At 61.1% G+C, this 25,689-nt stretch carries 22 protein-coding genes; 20 read left to right on the top strand and 2 right to left on the bottom strand.

Annotated elements, in window-relative coordinates:
• Positions 1 to 10: 10 nt before the first annotated feature.
• The 14 genes from dnaX to sucD all read left to right on the top strand — a co-directional run bounded on the left by dnaX (position 11) and on the right by sucD (position 17,969).
• Complete coding sequence (dnaX, locus tag RBR25_RS08795; RefSeq protein ID WP_432819181.1) at positions 11 to 1,684, top strand: DNA polymerase III subunit gamma/tau; 1,674 nt, start codon at positions 11 to 13, stop codon at positions 1,682 to 1,684.
• Positions 1,685 to 1,767: 83 nt separating this feature from the next.
• Positions 1,768 to 2,082 carry a YbaB/EbfC family nucleoid-associated protein gene (locus tag RBR25_RS08790; RefSeq protein WP_432819198.1) on the top strand — a complete coding sequence of 105 codons (315 nt, stop codon included), beginning with the start codon at positions 1,768 to 1,770 and terminating at the stop codon, positions 2,080 to 2,082.
• 190 nt (positions 2,083 to 2,272) lie between these two features.
• Positions 2,273 to 2,872, top strand: coding sequence for a recombination mediator RecR (gene recR / locus RBR25_RS08785; protein WP_432819180.1), 600 nt, complete (start codon positions 2,273 to 2,275; stop codon positions 2,870 to 2,872).
• A gap of 195 nt (positions 2,873 to 3,067) precedes the next feature.
• Positions 3,068 to 6,649 (top strand): pyruvate:ferredoxin (flavodoxin) oxidoreductase, encoded by a 3,582-nt coding sequence (gene nifJ / locus RBR25_RS08780; RefSeq protein WP_432819179.1) that lies wholly within the window; start codon positions 3,068 to 3,070, stop codon positions 6,647 to 6,649.
• A 189-nt stretch (positions 6,650 to 6,838) separates the two neighbouring features.
• Positions 6,839 to 7,714 (top strand): UbiA-like polyprenyltransferase, encoded by an 876-nt coding sequence (locus RBR25_RS08775; protein WP_432819178.1) that lies wholly within the window; start codon positions 6,839 to 6,841, stop codon positions 7,712 to 7,714.
• A gap of 49 nt (positions 7,715 to 7,763) precedes the next feature.
• Complete coding sequence (locus RBR25_RS08770) at positions 7,764 to 8,381, top strand: UbiX family flavin prenyltransferase (protein ID WP_432819177.1); 618 nt, start codon at positions 7,764 to 7,766, stop codon at positions 8,379 to 8,381.
• Between the two features lie 38 nt (positions 8,382 to 8,419).
• A complete protein-coding gene (gene mqnE / locus RBR25_RS08765; protein ID WP_432819176.1) occupies positions 8,420 to 9,499 on the top strand; it encodes an aminofutalosine synthase MqnE in 1,080 nt (359 codons plus the stop codon).
• 1 nt (position 9,500) lies between these two features.
• Complete coding sequence (locus RBR25_RS08760; protein WP_432819175.1) at positions 9,501 to 11,729, top strand: hypothetical protein; 2,229 nt, start codon at positions 9,501 to 9,503, stop codon at positions 11,727 to 11,729.
• A gap of 92 nt (positions 11,730 to 11,821) precedes the next feature.
• Positions 11,822 to 12,886 carry a cyclic dehypoxanthinyl futalosine synthase gene (mqnC, locus tag RBR25_RS08755; protein WP_432819174.1) on the top strand — a complete coding sequence of 355 codons (1,065 nt, stop codon included), beginning with the start codon at positions 11,822 to 11,824 and terminating at the stop codon, positions 12,884 to 12,886.
• 23 nt (positions 12,887 to 12,909) lie between these two features.
• Positions 12,910 to 13,962 carry a histidinol-phosphate transaminase gene (gene hisC / locus RBR25_RS08750; RefSeq protein ID WP_432819173.1) on the top strand — a complete coding sequence of 351 codons (1,053 nt, stop codon included), beginning with the start codon at positions 12,910 to 12,912 and terminating at the stop codon, positions 13,960 to 13,962.
• Between the two features lie 104 nt (positions 13,963 to 14,066).
• Positions 14,067 to 15,131 carry an A/G-specific adenine glycosylase gene (gene mutY / locus RBR25_RS08745; protein ID WP_432819172.1) on the top strand — a complete coding sequence of 355 codons (1,065 nt, stop codon included), beginning with the start codon at positions 14,067 to 14,069 and terminating at the stop codon, positions 15,129 to 15,131.
• Positions 15,128 to 15,772 carry a fructose-6-phosphate aldolase gene (gene fsa / locus RBR25_RS08740; RefSeq protein WP_432819171.1) on the top strand — a complete coding sequence of 215 codons (645 nt, stop codon included), beginning with the start codon at positions 15,128 to 15,130 and terminating at the stop codon, positions 15,770 to 15,772. Before mutY ends, fsa begins: the two co-directional genes overlap by 4 nt.
• 120 nt (positions 15,773 to 15,892) lie before the next feature.
• A complete protein-coding gene (gene sucC, locus RBR25_RS08735; protein ID WP_432819170.1) occupies positions 15,893 to 17,062 on the top strand; it encodes an ADP-forming succinate--CoA ligase subunit beta in 1,170 nt (389 codons plus the stop codon).
• Positions 17,063 to 17,096: 34 nt separating this feature from the next.
• Positions 17,097 to 17,969 carry a succinate--CoA ligase subunit alpha gene (gene sucD, locus RBR25_RS08730; RefSeq protein ID WP_432819169.1) on the top strand — a complete coding sequence of 291 codons (873 nt, stop codon included), beginning with the start codon at positions 17,097 to 17,099 and terminating at the stop codon, positions 17,967 to 17,969.
• 255 nt (positions 17,970 to 18,224) lie between these two features.
• Here sucD and RBR25_RS08725 read toward each other — a convergent pair whose 3' ends face one another.
• Both RBR25_RS08725 and RBR25_RS08720 read right to left on the bottom strand, forming a co-directional pair.
• Entirely contained in the window at positions 18,225 to 18,725 is a 501-nt protein-coding gene (locus tag RBR25_RS08725) for a L,D-transpeptidase family protein (protein ID WP_432819168.1), read from the bottom strand.
• Positions 18,726 to 19,120: 395 nt separating this feature from the next.
• Positions 19,121 to 19,462: a DMT family protein gene (locus tag RBR25_RS08720; RefSeq protein ID WP_432819167.1), complete on the bottom strand. Its 342-nt coding sequence runs from the start codon at positions 19,460 to 19,462 to the stop codon at positions 19,121 to 19,123.
• Between the two features lie 406 nt (positions 19,463 to 19,868).
• Here RBR25_RS08720 and RBR25_RS08715 point away from each other — a divergent pair, with 406 nt between their 5' ends.
• The 6 genes from RBR25_RS08715 (at position 19,869) to RBR25_RS08690 (ending at position 25,670) form a co-directional block, all read left to right on the top strand.
• Positions 19,869 to 20,933 (top strand): D-alanine--D-alanine ligase family protein, encoded by a 1,065-nt coding sequence (locus tag RBR25_RS08715; protein ID WP_432819166.1) that lies wholly within the window; start codon positions 19,869 to 19,871, stop codon positions 20,931 to 20,933.
• Positions 20,911 to 21,927: a D-alanine--D-alanine ligase family protein gene (locus tag RBR25_RS08710; protein ID WP_432819165.1), complete on the top strand. Its 1,017-nt coding sequence runs from the start codon at positions 20,911 to 20,913 to the stop codon at positions 21,925 to 21,927. Before RBR25_RS08715 ends, RBR25_RS08710 begins: the two co-directional genes overlap by 23 nt.
• Positions 21,914 to 22,396 carry a GNAT family N-acetyltransferase gene (locus RBR25_RS08705; RefSeq protein ID WP_432819164.1) on the top strand — a complete coding sequence of 161 codons (483 nt, stop codon included), beginning with the start codon at positions 21,914 to 21,916 and terminating at the stop codon, positions 22,394 to 22,396. The genes RBR25_RS08710 and RBR25_RS08705 overlap by 14 nt, the downstream gene beginning before the upstream one ends.
• 6 nt (positions 22,397 to 22,402) lie before the next feature.
• Positions 22,403 to 23,488, top strand: a complete 1,086-nt coding sequence (locus RBR25_RS08700; RefSeq protein ID WP_432819163.1) for a KamA family radical SAM protein — start codon at positions 22,403 to 22,405, stop codon at positions 23,486 to 23,488.
• Between the two features lie 138 nt (positions 23,489 to 23,626).
• The gene (locus RBR25_RS08695) at positions 23,627 to 24,985 is read left to right on the top strand and encodes a B12-binding domain-containing radical SAM protein (RefSeq protein WP_432819162.1); all 1,359 of its coding nucleotides are present in this window, start codon (positions 23,627 to 23,629) and stop codon (positions 24,983 to 24,985) included.
• Between the two features lie 55 nt (positions 24,986 to 25,040).
• Positions 25,041 to 25,670 (top strand): TetR/AcrR family transcriptional regulator, encoded by a 630-nt coding sequence (locus RBR25_RS08690; RefSeq protein WP_432819161.1) that lies wholly within the window; start codon positions 25,041 to 25,043, stop codon positions 25,668 to 25,670.
• Positions 25,671 to 25,689 lie beyond the last annotated feature (19 nt).

Here is a 25,689-nt window from a genome sequence, read left to right as displayed (position 1 = left end):
CCTGAAGCGCATGTCCTATCTGGTACTGGCTCGCAAGTGGCGACCCCAGACTTTCGCCGATCTGGTCGGCCAGGAGCATGTCAGCCGCACCCTGGCCAACGCCATCCAGGCGGGGCGGGTTCACCATGCTTTCCTCTTCACCGGCGCCCGCGGGGTCGGCAAGACTTCGGCGGCACGGATCCTCGCCAAGGCCCTCAATTGCGAAAACGGCCCGACGGCTACCCCCTGCAACCAATGCCCTTCCTGCAAGGAAATCACCGCCGGTCAGAGTGTCGACGTCTTCGAGATCGACGGCGCTTCCAATACCGGGGTCGACGATGTCCGCGAACTGCGCGAGAATATCCGTTATCTTCCCTCCCGTTCCCGTTTCAAGATCATCATCATCGACGAAGTGCACATGCTCTCCATCAATGCCTTCAACGCCCTGTTGAAGACCCTGGAAGAGCCCCCTGAGCACGCCAAGTTCATCTTCGCCACCACCGAACCGCACAAAATTCCGGTCACCATCCTCTCCCGCTGCCAGCGTTTCGATTTCCGCAAGATTGCTCTGCCCAAGGTGACGGCGCGTCTGCGGGAGATCGTCGACGCCGAAGGGATCCACATCTCCGATCGCGCTCTGGGGCTGGTCGGCCGGCGCGGGGAGGGGAGCATGCGTGACTCCCTCTCGACCCTTGATCAGGTGATCGCCTTCTGCGGCGACGAGGTCGCCGACGACGATGTCCAGGGTCTGCTCGGCATGGTCGACCGGCGGCTGCTGCTTGATGTGCTGGAGGCGCTGATCGAACGGGACAGCCGGCGGGTGCTCGACGTCGTGCGGCGGGTGGACGATCTCGGCCATTCCTTCCGTCAGTTCTGCCAGGAACTGGTGGAGCTCTGCCGGGGGCTGATCTTATGCCAGGTGCTGGAAGAGCCGGCCGACCTGCTCTCTCTCTCCGGAGAGGAAATCGGTCTGTTGCAGCGTTTGGGGAAGGAGATCGCCGGCGAGGACGCGCAGCGGGCGATGACCCTGTTGATGAAGACCGAGGGGGAACTGGTCGGCTCTTCGTTCCCCCGGCTGACCATGGAGATGGCTTTGGTACGCCTGGCCACTCTGCCTCCGAGCCGGGATCTCGCGGGACTGGTGCGCAAGCTCGACGAACTGGAACGACGGCTGGCATCCGGTGGTTCTTTGCCCGCCGCCCCTCCGGCATCCCCGCCCCGGATGTCCGCGACCCGACCGCGGGAGGCCGAGCCCCCGGCAAAAAAGCCTGAGGCCCCGGCCGCTTCCGTTGCCGACGGTGGTGGTTGGCCGGGGCTGGTTGCCCTGGTTCGTTCCCGTCGGCCGATGATCGGCTCGCTGCTGGAACACGGCAGCCTTCTCCGCCTGGCGCTTCCTATGCTGGAGATCGGTTTTCCGGCGGGATCCTTCCATCTGGAGCAGCTGCGGGATAGCGAAACCCTGGCGGTGCTCACTGCCGTCGCCGGCGAGTATTACGGGCAGCCGGTGACTCTTCGGGTGCTCCCGCTTGAGGCGGGCAAGGGCGAGGCGCCGCCCTCCCTGCTCGCGGAGCGCCAGGCCCAGGAGACGGATCGCCGCAAGCGGCTGCGCGAAGACGCCCTGGCCCACCCCATGGTGCAGGCGGCAGTCAAGGTTTTTTCCGGGGAAATCCGCGACGTGTTGCCGATCGACAAAGGTTACATCTAGGCGGATAACACTTTCACCGGCGCCTTGGCGCCGCGGCATTCAACCGATCGTTTAAGTAAGCGAAGGCAGAAAAGGAGCAGATGATGTCCAAAGGTCTGGGAAATATCATGAAACAGGCGCAGCTGATGCAGCAGAAGATGACGCGCCTGCAGGAAGAACTGGGAGAGCGGCAGGTCGAGGCGACGGCCGGCGGCGGAATGGTCCATGCCGTGGTCAACGGCAAGCAGCAGTTGCTCTCCCTGAAGATCGAAAAGAGCGTGGTCGATCCCGAGGATGTGGAAATGCTGCAGGACCTGGTTCTGGCCGCCGTGAACGAGGCGATCAAGAAAAGTCAGGAGATGATGCAGGCGGAGATGGGCAAGATCACCGGCGGCATGAATATCCCCGGACTCTTCTAGCGGTGCCGATGTCCACCCCGCTTTCGTGACCCGAGTATGCCGCCGTTGGAGATTCCGCCGGCGGCTTCTTGTTTCATCCTTTGGCAGCGGTTCGGCATTTTTATTTTTTCTAAAGCTTGTTGTGAAAAAGTTTGATGATTTTAAAATAAATAAAACACTATTTTAAATACTTGGATTTTCGAAGGAAGTCATGATAGACTCCATCCCGTCCCTCACCCGGCTGATCGCCGAACTGGCCAAGTTTCCCGGGATCGGCCGCAAGACCGCGACCCGGCTGGCCTTTTATCTGCTTCGGCGGACCCCGGGCGAGGCCGAGGCGCTAGCCGGCGCCATTCTTGATCTCAAGGCCAGAGTGCGATTCTGCTCCACGTGTTTTCACATCACCGAGCATGATCCCTGCGCCCTTTGCACCGATCCCGGGCGCGACGATTCTCTTCTCTGTGTCGTGGAAGAACCGCAGGACCTCATGGCGGTTGAACGCAGCCACTCCTTTCGGGGCAGGTACCATGTGCTGCATGGCGCCCTCTCGCCGCTGGACGGCGTCGGCCCGGAGAATCTGCGTATCGCCGAACTGCTTGCCCGACTCAGGGACGGGCGGGTGCGGGAAGTGCTCGTTGCGACCAACTTTTCCGTTGAAGGCGAGGCCACCGCTCTCTATCTGGCCCATCTCATCCGCCCCCTGGGGGTGCGAGTGACGCGTCTGGCTTACGGAATTCCTCTGGGGAGCGACCTGGAGTATGTGGACGAGGCCACCGTTCAGCGGGCGATAGAAGGCCGTCGGGAGCTTTGATCTGCCGGGTAAGCCGGTTTTTTCTATACCGTTGTTTGTCCTCTTGCCGGCTGCCGGCTGCCGGTAGGGCATTAAAGGTTTATGCAGGCTGTACCATTGATGGATTCTAGAACGCAGGTCACGGGATCAAGACGGGTTCCGTGCCGAAAACTTCTCGCTTGAAGAGAGCCAAGACAGAAAAAGGAGGAAAAGTTCATGTCCCGTGAAATGGTCAACATCGATGGCAATACCGCGGCGGCACACGTCGCCCATGCCACCAACGAGGTGATTGCCATCTACCCCATTACCCCGTCTTCGGTTATGGGGGAAATCTCCGACGCCAAGAGCGCCGTCGGTGAGAAAAATATCTGGGGGACCGTGCCCAAGGTCGTGGAGATGCAGTCCGAAGGGGGCGCTTCCGGTGCCGTGCATGGTGCTCTGCAGGCCGGTGCGCTGACCACCACCTTCACCGCTTCCCAGGGTCTGCTACTGATGATCCCCAACATGTTCAAGATCGCCGGGGAATTGACCCCCACGGTCTTTCATGTTTCGGCTCGCGCCATTGCCGCCCAGGCGCTGTCGATCTTTGGTGACCATTCGGATGTCATGGCCTGCCGCTCCACCGGCTGGGCTTTCCTCTGTTCGAACAACGTACAGGAAGTCATGGACTTCGCCCTGATCGCCCAGGCTTCGACCCTGGAGGCGCGGATTCCCTTCCTGCACTATTTCGACGGTTTCCGTACTTCCCACGAAATCCAGAAGGTCGAGGCGCTCTCCCACGACGACATGCGTCACATGATCAGCGACGAGCTGGTCCGCGCCCATCGTGCTCGCGGCCTCTCCCCCGATCATCCGGTGTTGCGCGGCACCGCCCAGAATCCCGACGTCTATTTCCAGGGACGCGAGACGGTCAACGCCTACTATGAGAAGGTTCCCGGCATCGTCCAGGCGCAGATGGACAAGTTCGCCAAGCTGACCGGCCGCAAGTACAATCTTTTCGATTACGTCGGTGCCCCAGACGCCGAAAAGGTCATCGTCATGATGGGCTCCGGGGCCGATACTGTCCATGATCTGGTCGATTACCTCAACGGCAAAGGCGAGAAGGTCGGTCTGCTCAAGGTTCGTCTTTTCCTCCCCTATCTTACCGAGGCTTTTGTCAAGGCGTTGCCCAAGACGGTCAAGAAGATCGCCGTCCTCGACCGCACCAAGGAGCCCGGCTCCATGGGCGAGCCCCTTTACCACAACGTCCGTACCGCTATCGGCGAGGCCATGGCTGACGGCCTGTTCAGCTTCCAGGGCTATCCGGTCATCGTCGGCGGCCGCTACGGACTTGGTTCCTTCGAGTTCTCCCCGGGCATGGCCAAGGCCGTCTTCGACAACCTCGACGCCGCCAAGCCGAAGAACCACTTCGTCGTCGGTATCAAGGAAGACGTCACCGGTTGCAGCCTCGATTTCGATCCCAACTTCAAGGTACCCCAGGACGTCTACGCCGCCATGTTCTACGGTCTCGGTTCGGACGGTACCGTCGGCGCCAACAAGAACTCCATCAAGATCATCGGTGAGACCACCGACAACAAGGTTCAGGCCTATTTCGTCTACGATTCCAAGAAGGCCGGCAGCATGACCACCAGCCATCTGCGCTTCGGTAAAGGGGAGATCCGCTCCCCCTACCTGATCGACAGCGCCGACTTCGTTGCCTGCCACAACTTTTCTTTCCTGGAGAAGTACGACATGCTTTCGAAGATCAAGGAGGGCGGCACCTTTCTGCTCAACAGCCCCTTCCACAAGGATGAGGTCTGGGCCCATCTGCCGATCGAAGTCCAAGAGCAGATCATCTCGAAAAAGCTCAAGTTTTTCGTCATCGACGGCGTGCGTCTGGGCAACGAGATCGGCCTCGGTCCCCGCATTAACGTCATCATGCAGACCGCCTTCTTCAAAATCTCCAACATCATCGACTTCAATCTGGCGGTGACGGAGATCAAGGACGCCATCGTCAAGAGCTACGGCAAGGCTGGCGAGAAGGTTCTGAACATGAACTACAAGGCGGTCGATGCCGGTACCAACAACATTGAGGAAGTGGCGATTCCGGCCAAGGCCGACAGCGCCCTCCGCATGAAGCCGGCGGTCGGCGCCAATGCGCCGGAATTCGTCAAGAAAACCACCGCGCCGATCATTGAGGGCAAGGGGGACCATCTTCCCGTGTCGGCCATGCCCGCCGACGGCACTTTCCCCACCGGCACCGCCATGTTCGAGAAACGCAACATTGCCGTCGACATCCCGGTTTGGGACAGCGAACTCTGCATCCAGTGCGGTATTTGTTCTTTCGTCTGTCCCCATGCCGCGATCCGCATGAAGATCTACGAGCCCGACCTGCTCAAGGGCGCACCCTCTACCTTCAAGTCCTGCGAAGCCAAGGGCAAGGAAGCGGCGGGCAAGAAGTTCACCCTGCAAGTGGCTCCCGAGGATTGCACCGGCTGCTGCGCCTGTGTTTACAACTGCCCAGCGAAGAGCAAGGCCGATGCGAACCACAAGGCGATCAACATGGTCTTCCAGGCGCCTCTGCGCGAGGAAGAGGCTAAGAACTGGGATTTCTTCTTGGCTCTGCCCGACACCGACCCGGCCCTGGTCAACCGCGCGACCCTCAAGGGGAGCCAGCTGCTGCCGCCGATGTTCGAGTTCTCCGGCGCGTGCGCCGGTTGCGGCGAGACCCCCTTCGTCAAGCTCTGCTCCCAGCTCTTCGGTGACCGTATGCTGGTCGCCAACGCCACCGGTTGCTCGTCGATCTATGGCGGCAATCTGCCGACCACCCCTTGGACCAAACGCAAGGATGGCCTTGGACCGGCCTGGAGTAACTCCCTTTTCGAGGATAACGCCGAATTCGGTTTCGGCTTCCGGCTGGCCATCGACAAGTTCAACCAGCAGGCCTTGGAGCTGATCGACAAGGTATCCGGACATCTCTGCCAGGCCGGCAAGGAGTACGCCGTATTGCTTGAGGAGATCAAGAAGGCCGATCAGTCGACCCAGGAAGCCATCGAACTCCAGCGTGGCCGCGTCGCTAAACTCAAGGCGGCCCTGGCCCAGTGCCCCGACGCCGACTCCAAGCAGCTGCTCTCCCTGGCCGACTACCTCGTCAAGAAGTCGGTGTGGATCCACGGCGGCGACGGCTGGGCCTATGACATCGGTTACGGCGGCCTCGACCATGTCCTCGCCTCCGGCCAGAACGTCAACGTTCTGGTGCTCGACACCGAGGTTTACTCCAACACCGGCGGCCAGGCCTCCAAGTCAACCCCCCTCGGCGCCGTTGCCCAGTTCGCTGCCGGCGGCAAACGCATGCCCAAGAAGGATCTCGGCATGATCGCCATGACTTACGGCAACATCTACGTCGCCAAGGTCTCCATGGCCAATCCCGGTCAGGTGGTCAAGGCCATGCTCGAAGCGGATTCTTACGACGGGCCGTCGCTGATCATCGCCTACAGCCACTGCATTGCCCACGGCATCGACATGGCGAGCGCCGTGGACGAGTGCAAAAAGGCGGTGGCCTGCGGTCACTGGCCGCTCTTCCGTTACGACCCCCGTCTGGCGGCGGAAGGGAAGAACCCCCTGCAACTCGATTCCAAGGAGCCGACCATCAGCTTTGAGGAATATGCCAAGGGCGAGAACCGCTACCGGGTGCTGCAGAAGGCCAATCCGGAAGTGGCGGCCAAGCTCATGGAGCAGGCCAACCGCGAAACCGCTTCGCGCTATGATCTCTACAAGAAACTGGCGGAGATGCAGGCCGATTGCGGTGTGAAGAAGTAATCGCGAGCCCTTCGCGACAGCAAGAAGGAAGCCCCCGGCAAAGAATTTGCCGGGGGCTTCCCCTGTTTGGGGGCGCGAGGACGGGCGGCAAAGGCGGAAAAGGCCTTGAACCGTCCGGGGCGGAAGTGTACACTCGGCGGGCCGAAAGCCTGAGGCTTCCGGTTCATTTTTACGGAATAAGAGGTGCCGATGTCGACCACCGTTTGGTTCAATAAGGTTCATGATCTGCTGGAGATGATCAAATTCTCCCACACCGTCTTCGCTTTCCCCTTCGCTCTGATGGGGGTGGTCTTCGCTTCCCTGGCCAGTGGCCGGGCGCCGTCGGTGGGCCAGGTCTTCTGGGTGTGCATGGCCATGGTCGGGGCGCGCACCGCTGCCATGAGTCTCAATCGCATCATTGATGCCGGCATCGACAAGGACAACCCCCGCACCGCTGGGCGGCATATCCCAGCGGGCCGGATCAGCCGACTGGAGGCCTGGCTTTTCGTCGCCGCCGCGGTCGCTCTGCTCCTTCTGTCCGCCTGGATGCTTAACCCCCTCTGCTTCTACCTGGCGCCGGTAGCTCTTGGCTTCTTTGTCCTTTACGCCTACTGCAAACGCTTCACCTCCTTCGCCCACGTGGTGCTCGGCATCTGCCTGGCTGCCGCCCCTATCGGCGCCTGGATCGCCCTGCGCGGCGATGTCGGCTGGCCGGTGCTGGTGTTGGGGCTGGCGGTTCTCTTCTGGGTGGCCGGTTTCGATATCTTTTACTCTCTGCAGGATGTGGATTACGATCGAAGCAAGGGCTTGCACTCGATTCCGGTGCGGTTCGGGGCAAAAAAAGCGGTTCTCCTCGGCAAGATCTCCCACGGGTTGATGGTGGCGTTCCTGCTGTTTATCCCCCTCGGCCTGCCCTTGGGCTGGGTCTATTACCTGGGACTCGCCGTGGTCAGCGGTCTGATTGCCTACGAGCATCAACTGGTCAAGCCCGATGACCTGTCGCGGCTCGACGCGGCCTTTTTCAACATGAACGGCTACATCAGCGTGACGATCTTCCTCTTCACCTTAGCCGACGCGCTGGTCTGATTTCAGGATTGAGCCAATCACTAATACCCACTTACGGATCACCGGATTTATGCAGCATATCGTCGTCGCCATTACCGGAGCTTCGGGCTCCATCTACGGTGTGCGCCTGGTTGAGGAACTGCTCAAGTCCGATTGCCGGGTGACGCTGCTGGTCACCCGCAGCGGTTTTGATGTCCTGAGTTATGAGACGGGGTTGGACTTAAGCGGCACGGTGGCGGAGCGACGGGGGAAGATGCGCGCCCGTTTTGGTGACGCGGCTTTGCTTGACCATTATGACGAGAACGATCTCTTTGCTCCGATCGCCAGCGGCTCTGCGGTGTCGGACGGGATGGTCATCTGCCCCTGCTCCATGGGGACGGCCGGGCGTATTGCGGCCGGACTGGCGAATAACCTGGTGGAGCGCGTCGCCGACGTCGTTTTGAAGGAGCGGCGGGAACTGCTGCTCGTCCCCCGCGAAACCCCGTTTAACCGCATTCATCTGGAAAATCTGTTGCGCCTCGACCAGGCGGGGGCCCGGATCCTGCCGGCGATGCCGGCTTTTTACCACCGACCGCAAAGCATCGACGAATTGGTCGATTTCTTGGTCGGCAAAATTCTCGACAACCTGCGACTTCCTCACCGGCTCTTTTCCCGCTGGGGTGACGACGCCACGACTACCAAGGAATGATTCGGGCAAGTGGTCCCGATTCATCGACGGAATCCACCATGGTTAAGTTTTTTGAAAATCTCCGCGCCAAGGTTCGTAACGGCGCACGCATTTCCGATAACGAAGCGCTGGAACTCTTCCAGAGCAACGATCTGCTCGCCATCGGCGAACTGGCGGCCCTGGCCAACCGCCGCCAGAACGGCGATCGGGTCTATTTCAACGTCAATCGCCACATCAACTACAGCAACATCTGTGTCAACCGCTGCATCTTCTGCGCCTTCTGCAAAGAGAAGGGGGAGCCCGGGAGCTACACCCTGGCTCTCAATGAGGTGCTGGCTAAGGCCGCCGAAGCGAGCGCTGCCGGGGCGACGGAGATCCACATGGTCGGCGGCTTGCACCCCGATCTGCCCTTCGACTTCTACCTGGAGATGTTGGCCAGCATCAAGGCCGACAACCCGGCGCTGCACATCAAGGCCTTCACCGCCGTGGAGATCGACTATTTTGCCCGGATTTCCGGCCAGACGGTAGAAGCGGTGATCGACGAGCTAAAGAAGGCCGGACTCGAATCCCTCCCCGGCGGCGGCGCGGAAATCTTTGCCGAAGAGGTGCGCGAGCAGATCTGCCCGGAGAAGATTTCCGGCGAGCGCTGGCTGGAAGTGACGGAAAAGGTCCATCGCGCCGGACTCAAGAGCAACGCCACCATGCTCTTCGGCCATCTCGAGTCCTACGAGGATCGCATCGACCACCTCGGTCGCCTGCGCCGTCTACAGGATCGTACCGGCGGCTTCCTGAGCTTCATTCCCCTGGCTTTCCAGCCGGACAACACCCGCATACCAGGGGCCAAAGGGGTGGGTGGCGTCGATGCCCTGAAGACTTTGGCCATCAGCCGTATCTATCTCGACAACTTTCGGCACGTCAAGGCCTACTGGATCATGCTCGGGCTGAAGATCGCCCAGGTCGCTCTGGCCTTCGGGGTCAACGACCTCGACGGCACCGTGGTCGAAGAAAAGATCGGTCATGACGCCGGTGCCGATTCGCCCCAGGCCATGAGCAAGGAACAGATCGTCGACCTGATCCGCAAGGCGGGACGGATCCCGGTGGAGCGGGACACGTTGTACCGCGAGTTGCGGGTTTATTAACATGACGCGTTTTGACGACACCCCCGGCATGGTTCCTTATCCCGTCATTTTCCCCAATGGGGATTATGAAGTTTTCACGTTTAGCCTGCCCCGCAAGGTTGGCAAGATCAAATCCGGAACTTATGGGTTTATCGAGGCTTATTGCGTCGAAAAAAATTGCGACTGCCGCCGGAACACGATTTTTGTACTGAACGACAAAGGCAAGATGCTCGCGGTCATCGATTTCGGTTTCGATCCCGACGAGCCCATGGCCGGCCCCTACCTTAACGATTTGCACGAGCAGTCGGCAGAGGCCGATGAACTGCTGGAGATGTTTGTCGACCTCGTCAACGGGAATCCGGCCTGGGTCAAGGCAATGTACGAACGTTACCGTAAGGTGCGCAAGCGTATCGATGGCCGAACCTACAAGGGCAAGCCCTTTCCCAAGCCGGAGACGGTCGTTCGCACGGCGACGTCTCCGCCGGAAATCGAAGACGAAGCGATGGCCGAATTTTATGACCTGCTTAAGAGCATGGTCCGCGGCCGGCCTTCTGGGCCGAGCAAAAAATCCGGAACGGGTCGGCAAATGGGATTGTTCGAATCCCGGCCGGCGGGGCCGGCCAGCATGTCCGAGTTTCTCGATCGCTACCAAAAAGTTCAGAAAGACGAAAATTTCACCGTGGATCACGATGTGCAGAACGAGCTGCGTCGCTATCTGCTCGACCACGACCAGGCCGGTGACGAGCTGGCGACCCTGCTTCCCCGACTCGTTTCCCAAGGACCAAAGGATGAGGAGCGTTTAGACGCCGCGTTGCAACTGCTTTTCGACGCCTTGGAGATCCTGCGGGTCGAGCTGGAGCGTCGTCGCCCCGATGCGGAACGGCGCATGGCTCATTGGCAGGAAGCGCTGGCGCGTCAGGTGTTTGTGGTCGGTGCCGACGATCAACTTTGTTCGGCTGTGACTCACATACTGCTCCAAGCGCGGGTCGAGATTCTGCCCGTGCTGCACACCGCCAGCACCGAACGGATGTTTGCCGAAGGGAAAGAGACGGCCGAACGTTTCGCTGCGTCTCCCGAAGAGGCGATGAAGACACTCTTCCAAAGTTTTACCGAGTTGAACCTCGATTCCCCCTTCGAGTTGTTCGATGCCTTTCTGCAGGTCATGGCGTTTGGTGACGCCGAGATTCAGGTAGCACTTTGCGGAGCCATGCTCGGCGCGGAGAATCCAATGATTCGGGAGGCCGCGGCGCTGATGCTTTTCCATCCCCGGGCCGAGGTGCGCGAAGGCGTGGCGCGACTGCTGGCGAGTATCGATGGCCATTGGTTCACTCCCGAAGCCCTGCGCCGCTTGATTATCGCCCGCAACTGGTTTCCCGAAACGCTGCGCGGGCATATCGATCAGGCGATCGCCGGCGCCCGCAAAGCGCGGGTGGAGTGCGCTCCCATCCCCAGGCATGTGACCCTGACCGTTCATGCCTCGGGAGTCGATGGCGCCGGCGCCCAGTCTTTCCAGGTCATTGTGCCCTCCGGCAAGGGTTTTGTCAGCTGTTCGATGTTGCTCAAATTTGGCGTGGGGGTGGCTGATGCGTTTCTTATCCCCTTGGAAAGTAAACGCGAACTCAGGGAGTTTTTGGCCGTGCTGGGTCGGGAGGCCGGGGGGGTCGAATCATCCGCCGCCTACCTCGATGCCCGTCTTTGCCAAGCCCTGGCGGATGGATCTCGCCGGGGGAATGTTCCGTCGCACTGGCTGGTCGCCATTGCTGAACGGCTCGGTCGCGATCCGTGGAAAGCGGTTGCCTTCGACCCTTACCGGGAGTTGGCCGTGCTGCGTACCGAACTGAAAGAAAAGGATATCTCCGGCCAAGTTCGTCAGAAGGCGCTGGAGTCCTCATTGGATTGGCCCTCGACAGAGACTTTTGCCAAATCCTGGTTCGAGGATGACGACGATGTAGACCGGGAAGTAACCAAGCAGTTGGGAAAAAAGAAAAACCGACAGAATCCGGAATTGCTGATCGATGCCCTGCTGAATGTGGTCTTCAAAAAGCGCCGCGGCCAATGGTTGGCGCGACTGGTTCTGACCACCCTTTGGCTCAAGTCGGCCACTAAGCCGCCGGTTCCCTGGCCTTGCATGTTTCATGTGGCCGAAGCGCTGGCTGATGAAAAAGTGCCGCTTCGGGAGATTCCGCTCATGGCGGCAGTTGCCTCGGCGACTTTAGGGGCGCATATGGCGCGCATGGCCGATAGAGACTAAGGCCAACGAACCCTTCAGGTGTTTCGAAAGTACATCTGCTTTTTCGGATTGCTCCCGGGACAAAATGTTCCCTCGATTAATGAAGGAATCGCATGCTCGAACGTATTGCCGGAAAAATCAATCGGGGCGTGGGGATCAACCGCGCCGAAGCCCTGCGCCTGCTCACTGAAACGGATCTGCTTGCCGTCGGCAAGCTGGCCGACGGTATTCGCCGCAAGCGCCATCCCCATAACCGGGTGACCTTTGTCATTGACCGCAACGTCAACTACAGTAACGTCTGCGTTTCGAAGTGCAAGTTCTGCGCGTTCTATCGCAACGAAGGCGATGCCGACGCCTATCTGCTCGATACCGAGACGATTTACGGCAAAATCCAGGAACTGGTCGACCACGGCGGTACCCAACTGCTGATGCAGGGAGGTTTGCACCCGACGCTGACTATCGATTGGTTCGAGGATCTCTTTCGGGGGATCAAGGACCGCTTTCCCCAGGTGCAGATCCATTCCCTGTCGCCGGCCGAGGTCATTCATATCGCCAAACTCTCCGGTCTGACCATGCCCGAGTGCCTGAAACGGATGCGGGCCGCCGGTCTCGATTCGGTCCCCGGCGGCGGCGCCGAGGTGCTGGTCGACGAGGTGCGGCAGGAGATTTCCCCCAACAAGATCGGCTGGCGCGAGTGGGCGGCGGTGATGGAAGAAGCCCACGCCCAGGGGATGCGCACCACCGCGACGATGATGTTCGGCACGAGAGAAAAACCGGCCGACATCGTCGAACACCTCTTTCGGGTGCGGGAAATTCAGCAGAAGACCGGGGGCTTCACCGCCTTCATCCCCTGGACCTTCCAGCCGAGTAACACCGAACTGGGGGGGACGACGGCGACGGGCGTCGAATATCTCAAGGTGCTGGCCCTCTCCCGCATCGTTCTCGACAACATCGAGAACATCCAGGGCAGCTGGGTGACGCAAGGGGCGCGCATGGCCCAAGTGGCACTCTTTTTCGGCGCCAACGACCTCGGCGGGACGATGCTTGAAGAGAACGTTGTTGCCGCCGCCGGCTGCTCTTTCCGCATGAGCGTCGAAGAGATCATCGAGCTGGTCCGGGAGGGAGGTTTCATCCCGGCCAAGCGCAACACGTTGTATGAGATTCTGGAAGAGTACTGAACCGCGTTCCGAGAGGCTGTCTTATGATCCCCTTGCGTAGAAATATCAAACAGATGGCCGGTTACGTGCCGGGTTTCCAGCCGCCGGACGTGGCGGCGTGGATCAAGCTTAATACCAATGAGAACCCCTATCCACCCTCGCCAAAGGTGGTCGCGGCGATTCTCGCCGAGCTTGGTGCCGACGGTGGCAATCTGCGCAAGTACCCTGATGCGGGCAGTCGGGCCGGGCGCGCGGCGGCGGGGAAGCTCTACGGTTTCGATCCGTCCTGGGTGATCCTGGCTAACGGCTCGGACGAGCTGCTCAATAACCTGATCCGTGCCTTTGTCGGGGAGGGGGAGGAGATCGCCTTCGTTCATCCCTCTTACACCTACTACGCCACCCTGGCGGAAATCCAGGGGGCGCGGGTGCGCACTTTCGGTCTCACCGAAACGTGGGAACTTGCCGACTTCCCGGAGCGCTACGAGGGCAAGCTCTTTTTTCTGGTCAATCCCAATGCTCCCCTAGGCTTCACCTACCCCCTGGAGTTCATCGAGAATCTCGCCCGGCGCTGCGCCGGGATGCTGGTGCTGGACGAGGCCTACGCCGACTTTGCCGACGAGAACGCCCTGGCGCTGGTGAAAAAGTACGAGAACGTGGTAGTGACCCGGACCTTTTCCAAGAGCTACTGTTTGGCCGGAATGCGCCTGGGTCTGGCCATCGCCCGCCCCGAGGTGATCGCGGCCCTGGACAAGATCCGCGACCATTACAACCTCGACCGCCTGGCCCAGGCGGCGGCGATGGCGGCGCTGGAGGATCAGGCCTATTTCACCGAATGCGTGCGCAAGATCCGCGAGACCCGTGCCTGGTTTACCGGAGAACTGCGGGTGCTCGGCTACGGGGTGATTCCGTCGCGGGCCAACTTTGTCTTCGCCACCCCGCCCGACCGCAACGGCAAGCGCGTCTATGACGGCCTCTACCAGCGTAAAATCCTGGTACGGCACTTCTCCGACCCGCTCCTGGCTGAGGGGTTGCGCATCTCCATCGGCACCCGCGCGGAGATGGAGCGGACCATTGAGGCGCTGCGGGAAATCGGGTGACGGAACGAAGGAACCGTAGGGGCGATCCTTTTGATCGCCCGGATTTAGGGCGAATACAAGATTCGCCCCTAGCGAACCCTGTTGATCCTGAACAGGTCGCCTCCTTGCTCCTCGACTGGTATGGGCGGGAAGGGCGGGAGCTGCCTTGGCGGGGGACGCGGGATCCCTACCGGGTGTGGCTCTCGGAGATCATGCTGCAACAGACCGGCGTGGCCACGGTCATCCCTTACTATCAGCGTTTTCTCGAACGCTTTCCCACGGTGCGCGATCTGGCCGCCGCCGAGGTGGATGCGGTCATCGAACGCTGGGCCGGACTCGGCTACTATTCCCGCGCCCGCAACCTGCACGCCGCCGCCCGCAAGGTGGTGGCCGAGCACGGCGGGTGCTTTCCCGAGGAAGTGGCGGATTTACAGGCATTACCCGGGGTGGGACGTTCCACCGCCGGAGCCGTTCGTGCGATTGCTTTCGACCGCAAGGGGGTGATCCTCGACGGCAATGTCCGCCGGGTGCTTTGCCGGTTGCTGGCGGTGGAAAGCGATCCCCGCGCCTTGGCGACGGAAAGGGAACTCTGGCGCTGGGCCGAAGTCTTCACTCCCGAGGATCGTCCCCACGATTATGCCCAGGCAATCATGGATCTCGGCGCTACCCTCTGTACGCCCCGTCGCCCCGCCTGTGGATGTTGCCCGCTGGCCGGGCTCTGCCGGGCCAAAGCCCTCGGCCGGGAAGAGGCGTTGCCCAGAAGCGCAGTAAAAAAAAGTGTGCCGACGCGGATGCAGGCGGCGCTGCTGCTGGAGCGGGATGGGCGTGTGCTGGTGCGGCAGCGACCCTTTTCGGGCATGCTGGGTGGCCTCTGGGAGTTTCCTGCCGTTGAGGTGGACGAAACCGGCGATCCGACGGTCGCGGCCCGGCGGCTGCTGGTCGATCTTGGCCTGGCCGGAGAGCCGGTCGAAGCGGGGCGTATTCGCCACGTCTACAGCCATTTCAAGCTCGATCTGCGTCTCTACCGGGCGGCCGTCGCCGCCGGCTTCGCGATTGCCGAAGCGGTCGCGAGCCGCTGGCTGACTGCGGCGGAACTGGCCGATCTGCCCCTGCACGGCGCCCATAAAAAAGTTTTGTCCCATCTGATCCAAAACGAACCTACAACCCCTGAATCGAGGAGCAGACCATGAAATTTTTCATTGATACCGCCGAGATCGGCGAAATTCGCGCCGCTCACGCCTTAGGCCTGGTCGATGGCGTGACCACCAACCCCTCGCTTATTGCCAAGAGCGGTCGCGAGTTCAAGGATGTCATCCGTGAGATCGCTTCCTTCGTTGATGGCCCCATCTCCGCCGAAGTCATTGCCCTCGACGCCGAGGGGATGGTGCGTGAAGGGAGGGATCTGGCGGCAATCCACGAAAACATCGTCATCAAGGTGCCGATGACCGAGGAAGGCCTCAAGGCGACCCGCATCTTCAGCGCCGAAGGTATCCGCACCAACGTCACCCTGGTCTTTTCCCCAGTGCAGGCGCTGCTCGCCGCCAAAGCTGGAGCGAGCTACGTTTCCCCCTTCGTCGGTCGGCTCGACGACGTCGGCCACGACGGCATGGAAGGGGTCGAGCAGATCCGCACCATCTTCGACAACTACGGCTATGCTACGGAAATCATCGTCGCCTCGGTGCGCAGTCCGCTGCATGTCCTCAATGCCGGGCTCCTCGGTGCTGATATCTGCACCATCCCGCCGGCGGTCATCAGCCAACTGGCTAAGCATCCCCTGACCGACGTCGGCATCGCCAAGTTCATGGCCGACTGGGAAAAGGCCAAAAAATAGGAAAGCGGAAAGAATTTTTCCTTCCCGCTTCCGGGTGCGACTGGCCCGCCGGGCACTCTCCTGTTAAACTTTGCGGGATGGTCCGGTGGGCCTTTTCTTTCCTTTTTTTTCGAGGTGCCTATGAACATTCACGAGTATCAAGCCAAGGAAATTTTCGGCGCGTTCGACATCCCGGTGCCGCGCGGCCGCCTGACCCTCACCGCTGATCAGGTGGAACGGGCCGCCAAGATGATGGGCGGCCATTGTGTGATCAAGGCGCAGATTTACGCCGGCGGCCGCGGCAAGGCCGGCGGCGTGCAGGTGGTTCATCATCCCGAGCAGGCCCACGAGGCCGCCAAGGAGATGTTCAACAAACGCCTCGTCACCCCCCAGACCGGCCCCGAGGGGCTCAAGGTGCGGCGGATTCTGGTGGAGGAGGCGGTGGGCATTGCCCGCGAGTTCTATCTCTCCATCACCCTTGACCGCGAAAGTTCCCGTTACTGCCTGATCGCCTCCGCCGACGGCGGGGTCGACATCGAGGAGACGGCGGTCAAGCATCCGGAAAAGATTCTCAAGCTGACCATCGACCCCTTCACCAGGTTGCGTTCCTATCAGGCCCGGCGCATCGCCCTTGGACTCGGCCTGAAGGGCAGCCTCTGCGAGGACTGCGTGCAGCTCATCCTCAATCTCTATCGTCTGCTGCTGGAGAAGGACTGCTCGCTGGTGGAGATCAACCCCCTGGTGGTGACCAAGGCCGGCTGGCTGCTGGCCATGGACGGCAAGATCAACTTTGACGACAACGCCCTTTTCCGTCACTGGGAGTATCACGACCTGCAGGACTACTCGCAGATGGATCCGTTGGAGATCAACGCCGGCAAGTTCGATCTCTCCTACATCAAGCTGACCGGCAATATCGGCTGCATGGTCAACGGCGCCGGGCTGGCCATGGCGACCCTCGACGTGCTCAAGGAGAACGGCGGCGAACCGGCCAACTTTCTTGACGTCGGCGGCGGCGCGACGCGGGAGAAGGTTGCCGAGGCCTTCAAGATCATCCTCCAGGATCGCGATGTGCGCGGGGTTTTCGTCAATATTTTCGGTGGCATCATGCGCTGCGACGTCATCGCCCAGGGGATCATCGAGGCGGCGGCCGAATTCCAATGCACCTTACCGATCATGGTGCGGATGGACGGCTCCCAAGTCGAGGAGGGCAAGAAGCTGCTCCTCGAATCGGGGCTCAATGTGCGCTGCGTCGACACGCTCGGCGACGGCGCCGCCGGTATCGTGAAAATGCTCGCCCAGGCCGAGGCCTGAAACTCGCGACCCTTCAACTCATGGAGAACGCCCGATGTCCATTCTGATCAATAAAGACAGCCGTGTGGTCGTGCAGGGGATCACCGGCAATACCGGCCTCTTTCACACCCGCCAGTGTCGCGAATACGGCACCAAAATCGTCGCCGGGGTCACCCCGGGCAAGGGGGGGATTCACGTCGACGGCATTCCCGTCTTCGATTCCATGGACGAGGCGCTGCGTATCACCAAGGCCAACGTCTCGATGATCTTCGTGCCGCCGCCGGGGGCCGCCGACGCCATTCTCGAAGCGGTGGAAGCCGGCATCGAACTGGCGGTGTGCATCACCGAAGGGGTGCCGGTTCGCGATATGGTGCTGACCAAACGCATCGTCGAACAGAGCGGAACCCTTCTTGTCGGTCCCAACTGCCCCGGCCTCATCACCCCCGGCGAGTGCAAGGTCGGCATCATGCCCGGCTACATTCACAAGCCGGGGAAGATCGGCGTCGTTTCCCGCAGCGGCACCCTCACCTACGAAGCGGTCAAGCAGATTTCCGACGTCGGTCTCGGTCAGTCGACCTGTATCGGCATCGGCGGTGATCCGATCATCGGCATGAAGTTCGTTGATGTGATCAAAATGTTCAACGACGACCCGGAGACCGAGGCGGTCTTCATGATCGGCGAAATCGGTGGCGGCGCCGAGGAGGAAGCGGCGGAGTGGATTCGCGACCACATGACCAAGCCGGTGGCCGCTTTCATTGCCGGCGTTACCGCCCCTCCCGGCAAGCGCATGGGGCACGCCGGGGCGATCATCACCGGCGGCAAGGGCAAGGCCGAGGACAAGATCCGCACTCTGCAGGAATGCGGCGTGACCGTTGCTGTCAGCCCGACCCGCATGGGCGAGGCGATGTTGACGGCGCTCAAGGGGTAGGCCCTCTGCGAGATTGATGTTTCAGAAACAGAAAGCCCCGGCTGGCGCCGGGGCTTTCTGTCTATCGGTATGTTTTGTGGGTTGGGTTGAGAAGTTCCGTTGGTTCGAGGGGGAATCAGCGTCGTGCCATGGCTTCCTGGACGACGCGGTCTTGACCCGGCGGCTCGGAGACGTTCATGCTGTCACCCTCCCTTGCTGGTGTTTGGTTAAAGGTTACCACTGTCGTCCCTTTTGTAAAGGGGCCGGGGAAAAATTTTAGGGGCGAATTTCGATGGGAGTGTTTTCGGCCACCAACTGCCAGATTTCGAACATATCCTCGTTGGTGACGGCGATGCAGCCTTCGGTCCAGTCGTGGCGGACGAAGAAGTCCTTGCCGTCGCTGTAGCGGTTGGGGACTCCGTGGATCATGATGTTTCCGCCAGGATGGACCCCTTTGGCGGCGGCCCGTTGCGCATCTTGCTCATTGGGATAGGAGATGTGGATGGCGCGGTAGAATTTGCTGTCGACGATGCGCCGGTCGAGGGTGTAGCGCCCCTCGGGGGTGCGGTTGTCCCCCCGGCGCTGTTTGTGGCCGAGGGGATTCTTGCCCAGGGCGATCTTGTAGCTGCGCAGCAGTTCCTCCCCTTGGTAGAGATAGATGCGTCGCTCCCCCTTGACCACCAGCACACGGTCGGCCTGGGGCTGAAAAGCCAGTGCTGGCAGACTCAACATGGCGGAAAGACAGATACTTAATGTAATGCGCAAGGATCTTTTCATGGTTTCGTCCTCCCCTGTAAAACAGGCTTGGCCGATTCAACAGCAAATGCTGTGCCGTTATCTGAAAGTGACGATTTCGCGGGTTTGAGGCGTTGCCGGTAGCAGCCGCGGGTTCCCGCCGCCCGGCATTTTGGCAATTTCTATATATAATTAATGTCTATCCGGCCGGAGGTCAAGCTGTTCGTATTGAAAATTTCCAGTCGATCCAGCTGGTTTGGGTTAGCTCGTGTGCTGCGCCGGCCCTCTGCCCGTTCGCACTTGGCTGTTGGCCGTCTGCGAAAAGACGCTTCGTATTTCCTCCCTCGACGGAGGCGCGATGATCCTGGCCTTCGGCGACAGCCTGACCCACGGCACCGGCGCCGGTTCGGAAGTCGTCTGTCCGGCGGCGGCTGAGTTCAGGCGCGGAAGATGAAATAGACCGCGCCGAGGAGGCAGAGTCCGGCCCATAGATAATCGAGTTTGAGGGGCTGGCCCATATAAAGAAAAGCGAAGGGGACAAAGACCGAGAGGGTGACGACTTCCTGCAGGATCTTCAGCTGCGCCAGGCTCATGACCCCGTAGCCGATACGGTTGGCGGGCACCTGGAGCACATATTCGAAAAAGGCGATTCCCCAGCTGATCACCACGGCGACGTACCAGGCCTTGTGGCTCAGGTTGCGCAGATGCCCGTACCAGGCGAGGGTCATAAAGAGGTTGGAGAGGATGAGCAGCAGGGTGGTTTGCAGAACGACGGGCATGGTCGCTACCTCGCGTGAGATGGAGGGCCTGGGCCGAAAAGTGCGCTTTCGGGCGCGGCGATATTACTCCTGGTCTGAGGCGGCGACAATCGATTTTTCTTGGCGGGAATCGGAGAGCTTGCCGGGCCTAAAATTGTTCCGGAAAAAACTCCCGAAACTGCCCGAATAAACTTTTTAAGTCACTGTTTTTTAAATATATTTTTTCGATATTTTTTCCCTGTTGACAAGCCCGGCGCAGGGGGAGTAAATAGCGAACGAAGAGAGTCGTTTGCGACCCGGGCATGCGCAAGACGAAGCGTAAAAAGCAACCCCTTTTTATAGCCGCACGCCCCAGGCACCCGGATCCTTTTCACGCCTCTCCCGCCCGTCGGGCATCGCTTTCACGGCTTGAAAAAGGGGTTATCACATGCACATCGTCCTCTCCCACAATCTGCGGGACGATTCCGCTTGCGCGGAACCCGATCCCGAACCTCCCGCTTCCGCACCCGCTGACGATCTCTACGCCGAATGGGATGACATTCACACCATCCGTGCCGTAGAATCCGCCCTGGCCTCCCGTCACCGGGTTTCCCTAGTCAACGCCGATCTCGCCGCCTTCGCCGCCTTCTGTGAGCTGAAGCCCGATCTGGTTTTCAACATCGCCGAAGGCCTGCATGGCGCCAGCCGCGAGGCGCAGATCCCGGCCATGCTCGACATGCTCGGCATCCCCTACACCGGCAGCGGCCCAGTGACCCTCGGCAACTGTCTTGATAAGCGGCGGACCAAGGAGATCCTCAGCTACCACCGCATCCCCACCCCGCGCTTCGTGACCGTCGACTCCCCGGCCCAGCTGCCGGCGCGCCTGCGCTATCCACTGATGGTCAAGCCGGTCCTTGAAGGGTCGAGCAAGGGCGTGACCGACAAGGCCCTGGTGGCGGACCGCAAGGCTCTGGTGCGTCAGGTCGAATGGGTGGTGGATACCTACCGGCAGAGCGCGCTGGTCGAGGAGTTTCTCCCCGGCCGGGAATTCACCGTGGCCCTGCTTGGTAACGGCGCCGCCCTGCGCGTTCTGCCCATCGTCGAGATCAATTTCGACACCCTCCCCGCCGGGGTCAATCCGATCTATTCCTATGAAGCCAAGTGGCTCTGGGATCAGGAGGACGATCCCTTGCAGATCTTCACCTGTCCGGCCCGGCTCGAACCGCTCTTGCAGAAACGGATCGAGGAAATCTGCCGGCGGGCCTTCATTGTCATGGGTTGCCGCGACTGGTGCCGCATCGATGTGCGCCTTGATTCCCGCGGCCTGCCCGCTATCATCGAACTGAACCCGCTTCCCGGCATTCTCCCCCGGCCCGAGCAGAACAGCTGCTTTCCCAAGGCGGCGCGGGCGGCCGGGCTGTCCTACGAAGAGATGATTCTCGCGGTGGTCGAAGCGGCCGGCGCACGGCTCCATCCGCAAGGGGTTCCAGATGAACGTCTCCGTATGTTTTAACCAGGTTCCCCGCAAACTCCTCAAGGGCGAGTCCCGCGACCGCATTTCCGAGGCCGGCGCCGAGAAGGAGGCGCGGGCGGTCAAGGCCGCCCTGCGGCAACTGGGGCATGAGGTCAAGCTGGTGCCTCTGGGTGCCGACGCGCCGGCCTTCGCCGAGGCCCTGCGCGGCGCCCGGCCCGAGGTCGTCTTCAATCTCTGCGAGGGCTTCTGGGGGGACAGCCGCAAGGAGCTGCACGTCGCGGCGCTCTTCGATCTGCTCGGTCTGGCTTACACCGGCTCCGCTCCCCTGTGCCTGGGTCTCACCCAGGACAAGGCGCGCACCAAGGATCTGCTACTGGCGCATAACCTGCCGACGCCGCGATATGTGCTGGTCAAGCTGGGGGAACACTTCCCCAAGACCAAAAACCTGAGTTATCCCCTGATGGTCAAGCCGCGCTTTGAGGATGCTTCCTTGGGGATCACCGCCGAGAGCATCGTCGAAGATGAAAAGGCGCTGACCAAACGTATCGCCTACGTTCACGACACCTATCGCCAGGGGGCGCTGATTGAGGAGTTCATCGACGGGCGGGAGCTCAACATTGCCGTGCTCGGCAATGCGCCGATGGAGGTTTTGCCGGTTTCCGAGATCGTCTTCAAGCCGGGGCTCAAGCGCGCCATCGTCAGCTACGACGGCAAGTGGCTGGAAGATTCTCAGGAGTACGCTCAGACCGAGCCGCTTTGCCCGGCACCCCTCAAGGCCAAGGAGCTGCTGTTGGTGCGCGATGTCGCTCTGCGTGCCTGCAAACTCCTCGACTGCCGGGATTACGCCCGGGTCGACATCCGACTGCGTGACGGGGTGCCTTACATTCTCGAACTCAACGCCAATCCCGATCTGTCCCCCGATGCCGGGCTGGCCCGCAGTGCCCAGGCCGCCGGCATCGGCTATCCCCGGCTGGTGGAACGGATTCTCCAACTGGCCCTGAAACGCCAGGAGAGCCTTCATGCGAAACCTTGAAGCGACCGATCTTCCGGCTCTGACCCGGATTCTGAAAGCGACCGGCGCCTTTACCGAAGTGGAGGTCGAGTGCGCCGTGGAACTGCTCGAAATCGTCATCACCCAACCCTGGCAGCAGGATTACCGGGTGGTGGTTGTTGAGCATGACGGCCAGGCGGCCGGTTACATCCTCTATGGCCCGGTTCCCCTCACCGAGGGGGTTTACGACATCTACTGGATCGCCACCGATCCGGCGGTGCAGGGGCGGGGCCTCGGCCGGTGCCTGATGGAGCACGCCGAGGCCGAGGCGCGCCGGGCGGGGGGACGCATGATCTGTCTGGAAACCTCGTCCCAGGGGGGGTACGAACGCACCCGGCGCTTCTACGATCAGGCCGGGTATGTGGAAGAGGCGCGGCTGCGGGATTTCTACAAGCCCGGCGATGACCGCATCACTTACGTCAAACGTCTTTCTTGCCGTGAGGAGATCTGAAGCAGGATGGAAACCTGGCAGAAGCTGTTGCAGGAAAGCCTGACCCGTCCCGGTGACCTGACCCGCCGTTTCGGCATCGATCCCCATCCCCTTGAAGGGGTGGCGGCGCGTTATCCCATGCGGGTCAATCCCTACTATCTCGGGCTCATCAAGGAAGTCGGCGATCCCATCTGGAAACAGGCGGTGCCGTCGGAGGACGAGTTGCGCGATGTGGTCTGCCCGGCCGATCCTCTGGAGGAGGAGAACCAGAGCCCGGTGCCGAACCTGGTTCACCGCTACCCCGACCGGGTACTCTTCCTGGTCTGTTCCGAGTGCGCCATGTACTGCCGTTTCTGCACCCGCAAGCGCAAGGTCGGCGGCGAGAGCATGGTCATTGACCGCGCCTCCATCGAGCGGGGCCTGGCTTATATCCGCGAACACGGGGAAATCCGCGACGTAATCCTCTCCGGCGGCGACCCGCTGCTTCTCTCCGATGAGCGTCTGGAGTGGATTCTCAAAGAACTGCGGGCGATTGCCCACGTCGAGATCATCCGCATCGGCAGTCGGGTGCCGGTGGTTTTGCCGCAGCGCATCACGGCGGCCCTGGCGCGCCTGCTGCGGCGCTTTCACCCGCTCTATCTCAACACCCATTTCAACCACCCGGACGAGATTACCGAGGTTTCGGCCAAGGCCTGCGCGCGTCTCGCCGACGCCGGCATCCCACTCGGCAACCAGACCGTGCTGCTGCGCGGGATCAACGACGATCCGGCGGTGATGAAACAGCTGATGCAGAAACTGCTGGCGATCCGGGTCAAGCCCTACTATCTCTATCAGGCCGACATGGTGCAAGGAACCGACCATTTTCGCACCAGCGTCGAAGAAGGGCTGGAAATCATCCGTGCCCTGCGCGGCCACACCTCGGGGCTGGGAGTGCCGGCTTACGTCATCGACGCCCCCGGCGGCGGCGGCAAGATCCCGCTTTTGCCCGATTACCTGCAAAGCCTGGGGGAAGAGGTGGTGCTTAAGAATTACCAGGGAGAAATCTACCGCTACGCCAACCCCGCCCCCGCCCTGGTCGAGGAAAAACGCAGCGCGGTCAACGACTGTCGCTGAAACATCTCCGCGCCGAAAAAAGCTGGCCGACTCCACTTTGGAGCGGCCGGCTTTTTTTGCGAAGACGGGAATTATCTTCTTGTCGTCTAGAGTTATTGCTCTAAAATGGAGCAATAACTCTAGACGGGAGATCGAGACATGCGCGTACTTCTCATCCAGCCCCCCAGCTGCCACCCCGAATCGGACCAGTTATTTCTCTTCGAGCCCCTGGCGCTGGAATATCTGGGCGCTGGGCTCAACCTCGACGACCACGAGGTCGAAATCCTTGACGCCCGCCTGGAACCTGACATCGACGGGGCTTTCCACCGCTTCCGGCCTGAAGTGGTGGGGGTGACCGGCTACACCAGCCAGGTCAACATCGTCAAGACGCTCGCGGCCCGGCTCAAGGATCTCGATCCCGACCTTTTCGTCATCGTCGGCGGACATCATGCCACGGTGCGGCCGGAGGATTTCAACGATCCGGCCATCGACGTGGTGGTGATCGGCGAGGGGGTTTTCACCCTCCGGGACATACTCCGGGCGCCGCGGAAATCGGACGCGCTCCTTGCCATTCGGGGCCTAGCCTTGCCCGGCGCCGAGGGTCTTCATTTCGGCGCGCCGCGACCCTACACAGATCTTGACGAACTGCCTTTCCCCGACCGTTCCCTCACCTTGCGCCATCGCCATCAATATTTCAGCGAATGGTTCAAGCCCCTGGCTTCGGTACGCACGTCCCTGGGCTGCCCCGCCCGCTGCAACTTCTGCGCGCTCTGGTCCATCACCGGCGGGCGTTATCTGCGCCGCGATCCGGAAGCGGTGGTCGCCGAATTGCGCCAGGTCGTCGAACCGAACATTTTTTTCTGCGACGACGAATCGATGTGCGACGTCAAGCGCATGGACCGGCTCGCCGACCTGATCCGGGAGGCGGGAATCAAGAAGAAGTATTTCCTGTACGGACGGGTGGATACCATCGCCAACCATCCGGAGCTGTTCGCCAAGTGGGCGAAAATCGGTCTGGTCCAGGTTTTTGTCGGAATGGAGGATTGTTCCGATGCGCGGCTGGCGGCGATGAACAAGCACATCACCGTCGCCCAGCAGGCCGAGGCGGTGCGCATTCTCGACGAACTGGGGATCATGATGTACGCCTCGTACATGGTCGATCCGGCCTATACCCGCGAGGATTTCCGCGACCTGCTCGCCTATGTGCGCCGCATGCGCCACAAGTACGCGACCTTTACGGTCATGACACCCCTCCCCGGCACCCAACTGTATGCCGAACACGAGCACGAACTTTTGAGCCATAAACCGGAACTTTACGATCTGGTTCATGCCCTGCTGCCGACGAAGCTGCCGCTGCCGGACTTCTATGCCGAGCTGGCCAATCTCTGGGTCAGGGCGGTCCCCTTCTATCGCATTCTCCCCACCCTGACCCGTTTCGGTTTCAGGGGGATGCTGCACCGCATCCGTCTCTTCGGCATCATTCTGGCGCGGTTGCGGGCGGCGTACCGGGATTATTGATGTGCCGTCTTCCGGCGGTGGCGCTTCCTGTCCACTTCTGCTATAACCGGCAGCCATGAAGACCCGTGACCGCATCATCGCCGCCGCCATCGACCTGTTCAACGAACAGGGAACCAAGGGTGTGACCACCAACCACATCGCCGCGGCGGTCGGCATCAGCCCCGGCAACCTCTATTACCATTTCCGCAACAAGGGGGACATCCTCCGCGCCATCTTCGAAGAGATGGATGCCTACGGCCTGGAGCGCTACCGGGAAATCACCGCCGAGACGCCCCCCGGCACCCTGGCGGCGATGGAGCGCTGTTTCGTCATGATCCAGGAGTACAACTGGCGCTATCGCTTCTTCAAGCGGGAACTGACCGCCCTGCTGCTGGACGATCCCTTGCTGCGGGAACGCTTTCGGCTAACCCACCGGCAGATGCTCGCCATTGTCCGCCAGTCGAACGAATGCGCCGTGGCCTTGGGCGTTTTCCGCCCCCTCGCCGAGCGGGAACTGGACCTGCTGAGCGAAGCGATCTGGATGGTGGCGCTATTCTGGCTCAACTACTTGGAGGTCGGCGGGGAGCCGGTGGACGACGCCGGTCTCGGCCGGGGCATCGAGCAGTTGCGTCTGCTCATCGCCCCTTATCTCACCGAAGGGGCGCGGGCGGAACTCGCCGCCAAAAGCGAGCGCCCCGTGCCCTAGCTGAAGTTTCTCGAACAAC

It is taken from the genome of Trichloromonas sp. (assembly GCF_034006665.1).
Taxonomy (GTDB): Bacteria; Desulfobacterota; Desulfuromonadia; order Desulfuromonadales; family Trichloromonadaceae; genus Trichloromonas.
Note: the sequence above shows the minus strand (reverse complement) of the source record. Positions and strands in the feature narration are given on the sequence as shown.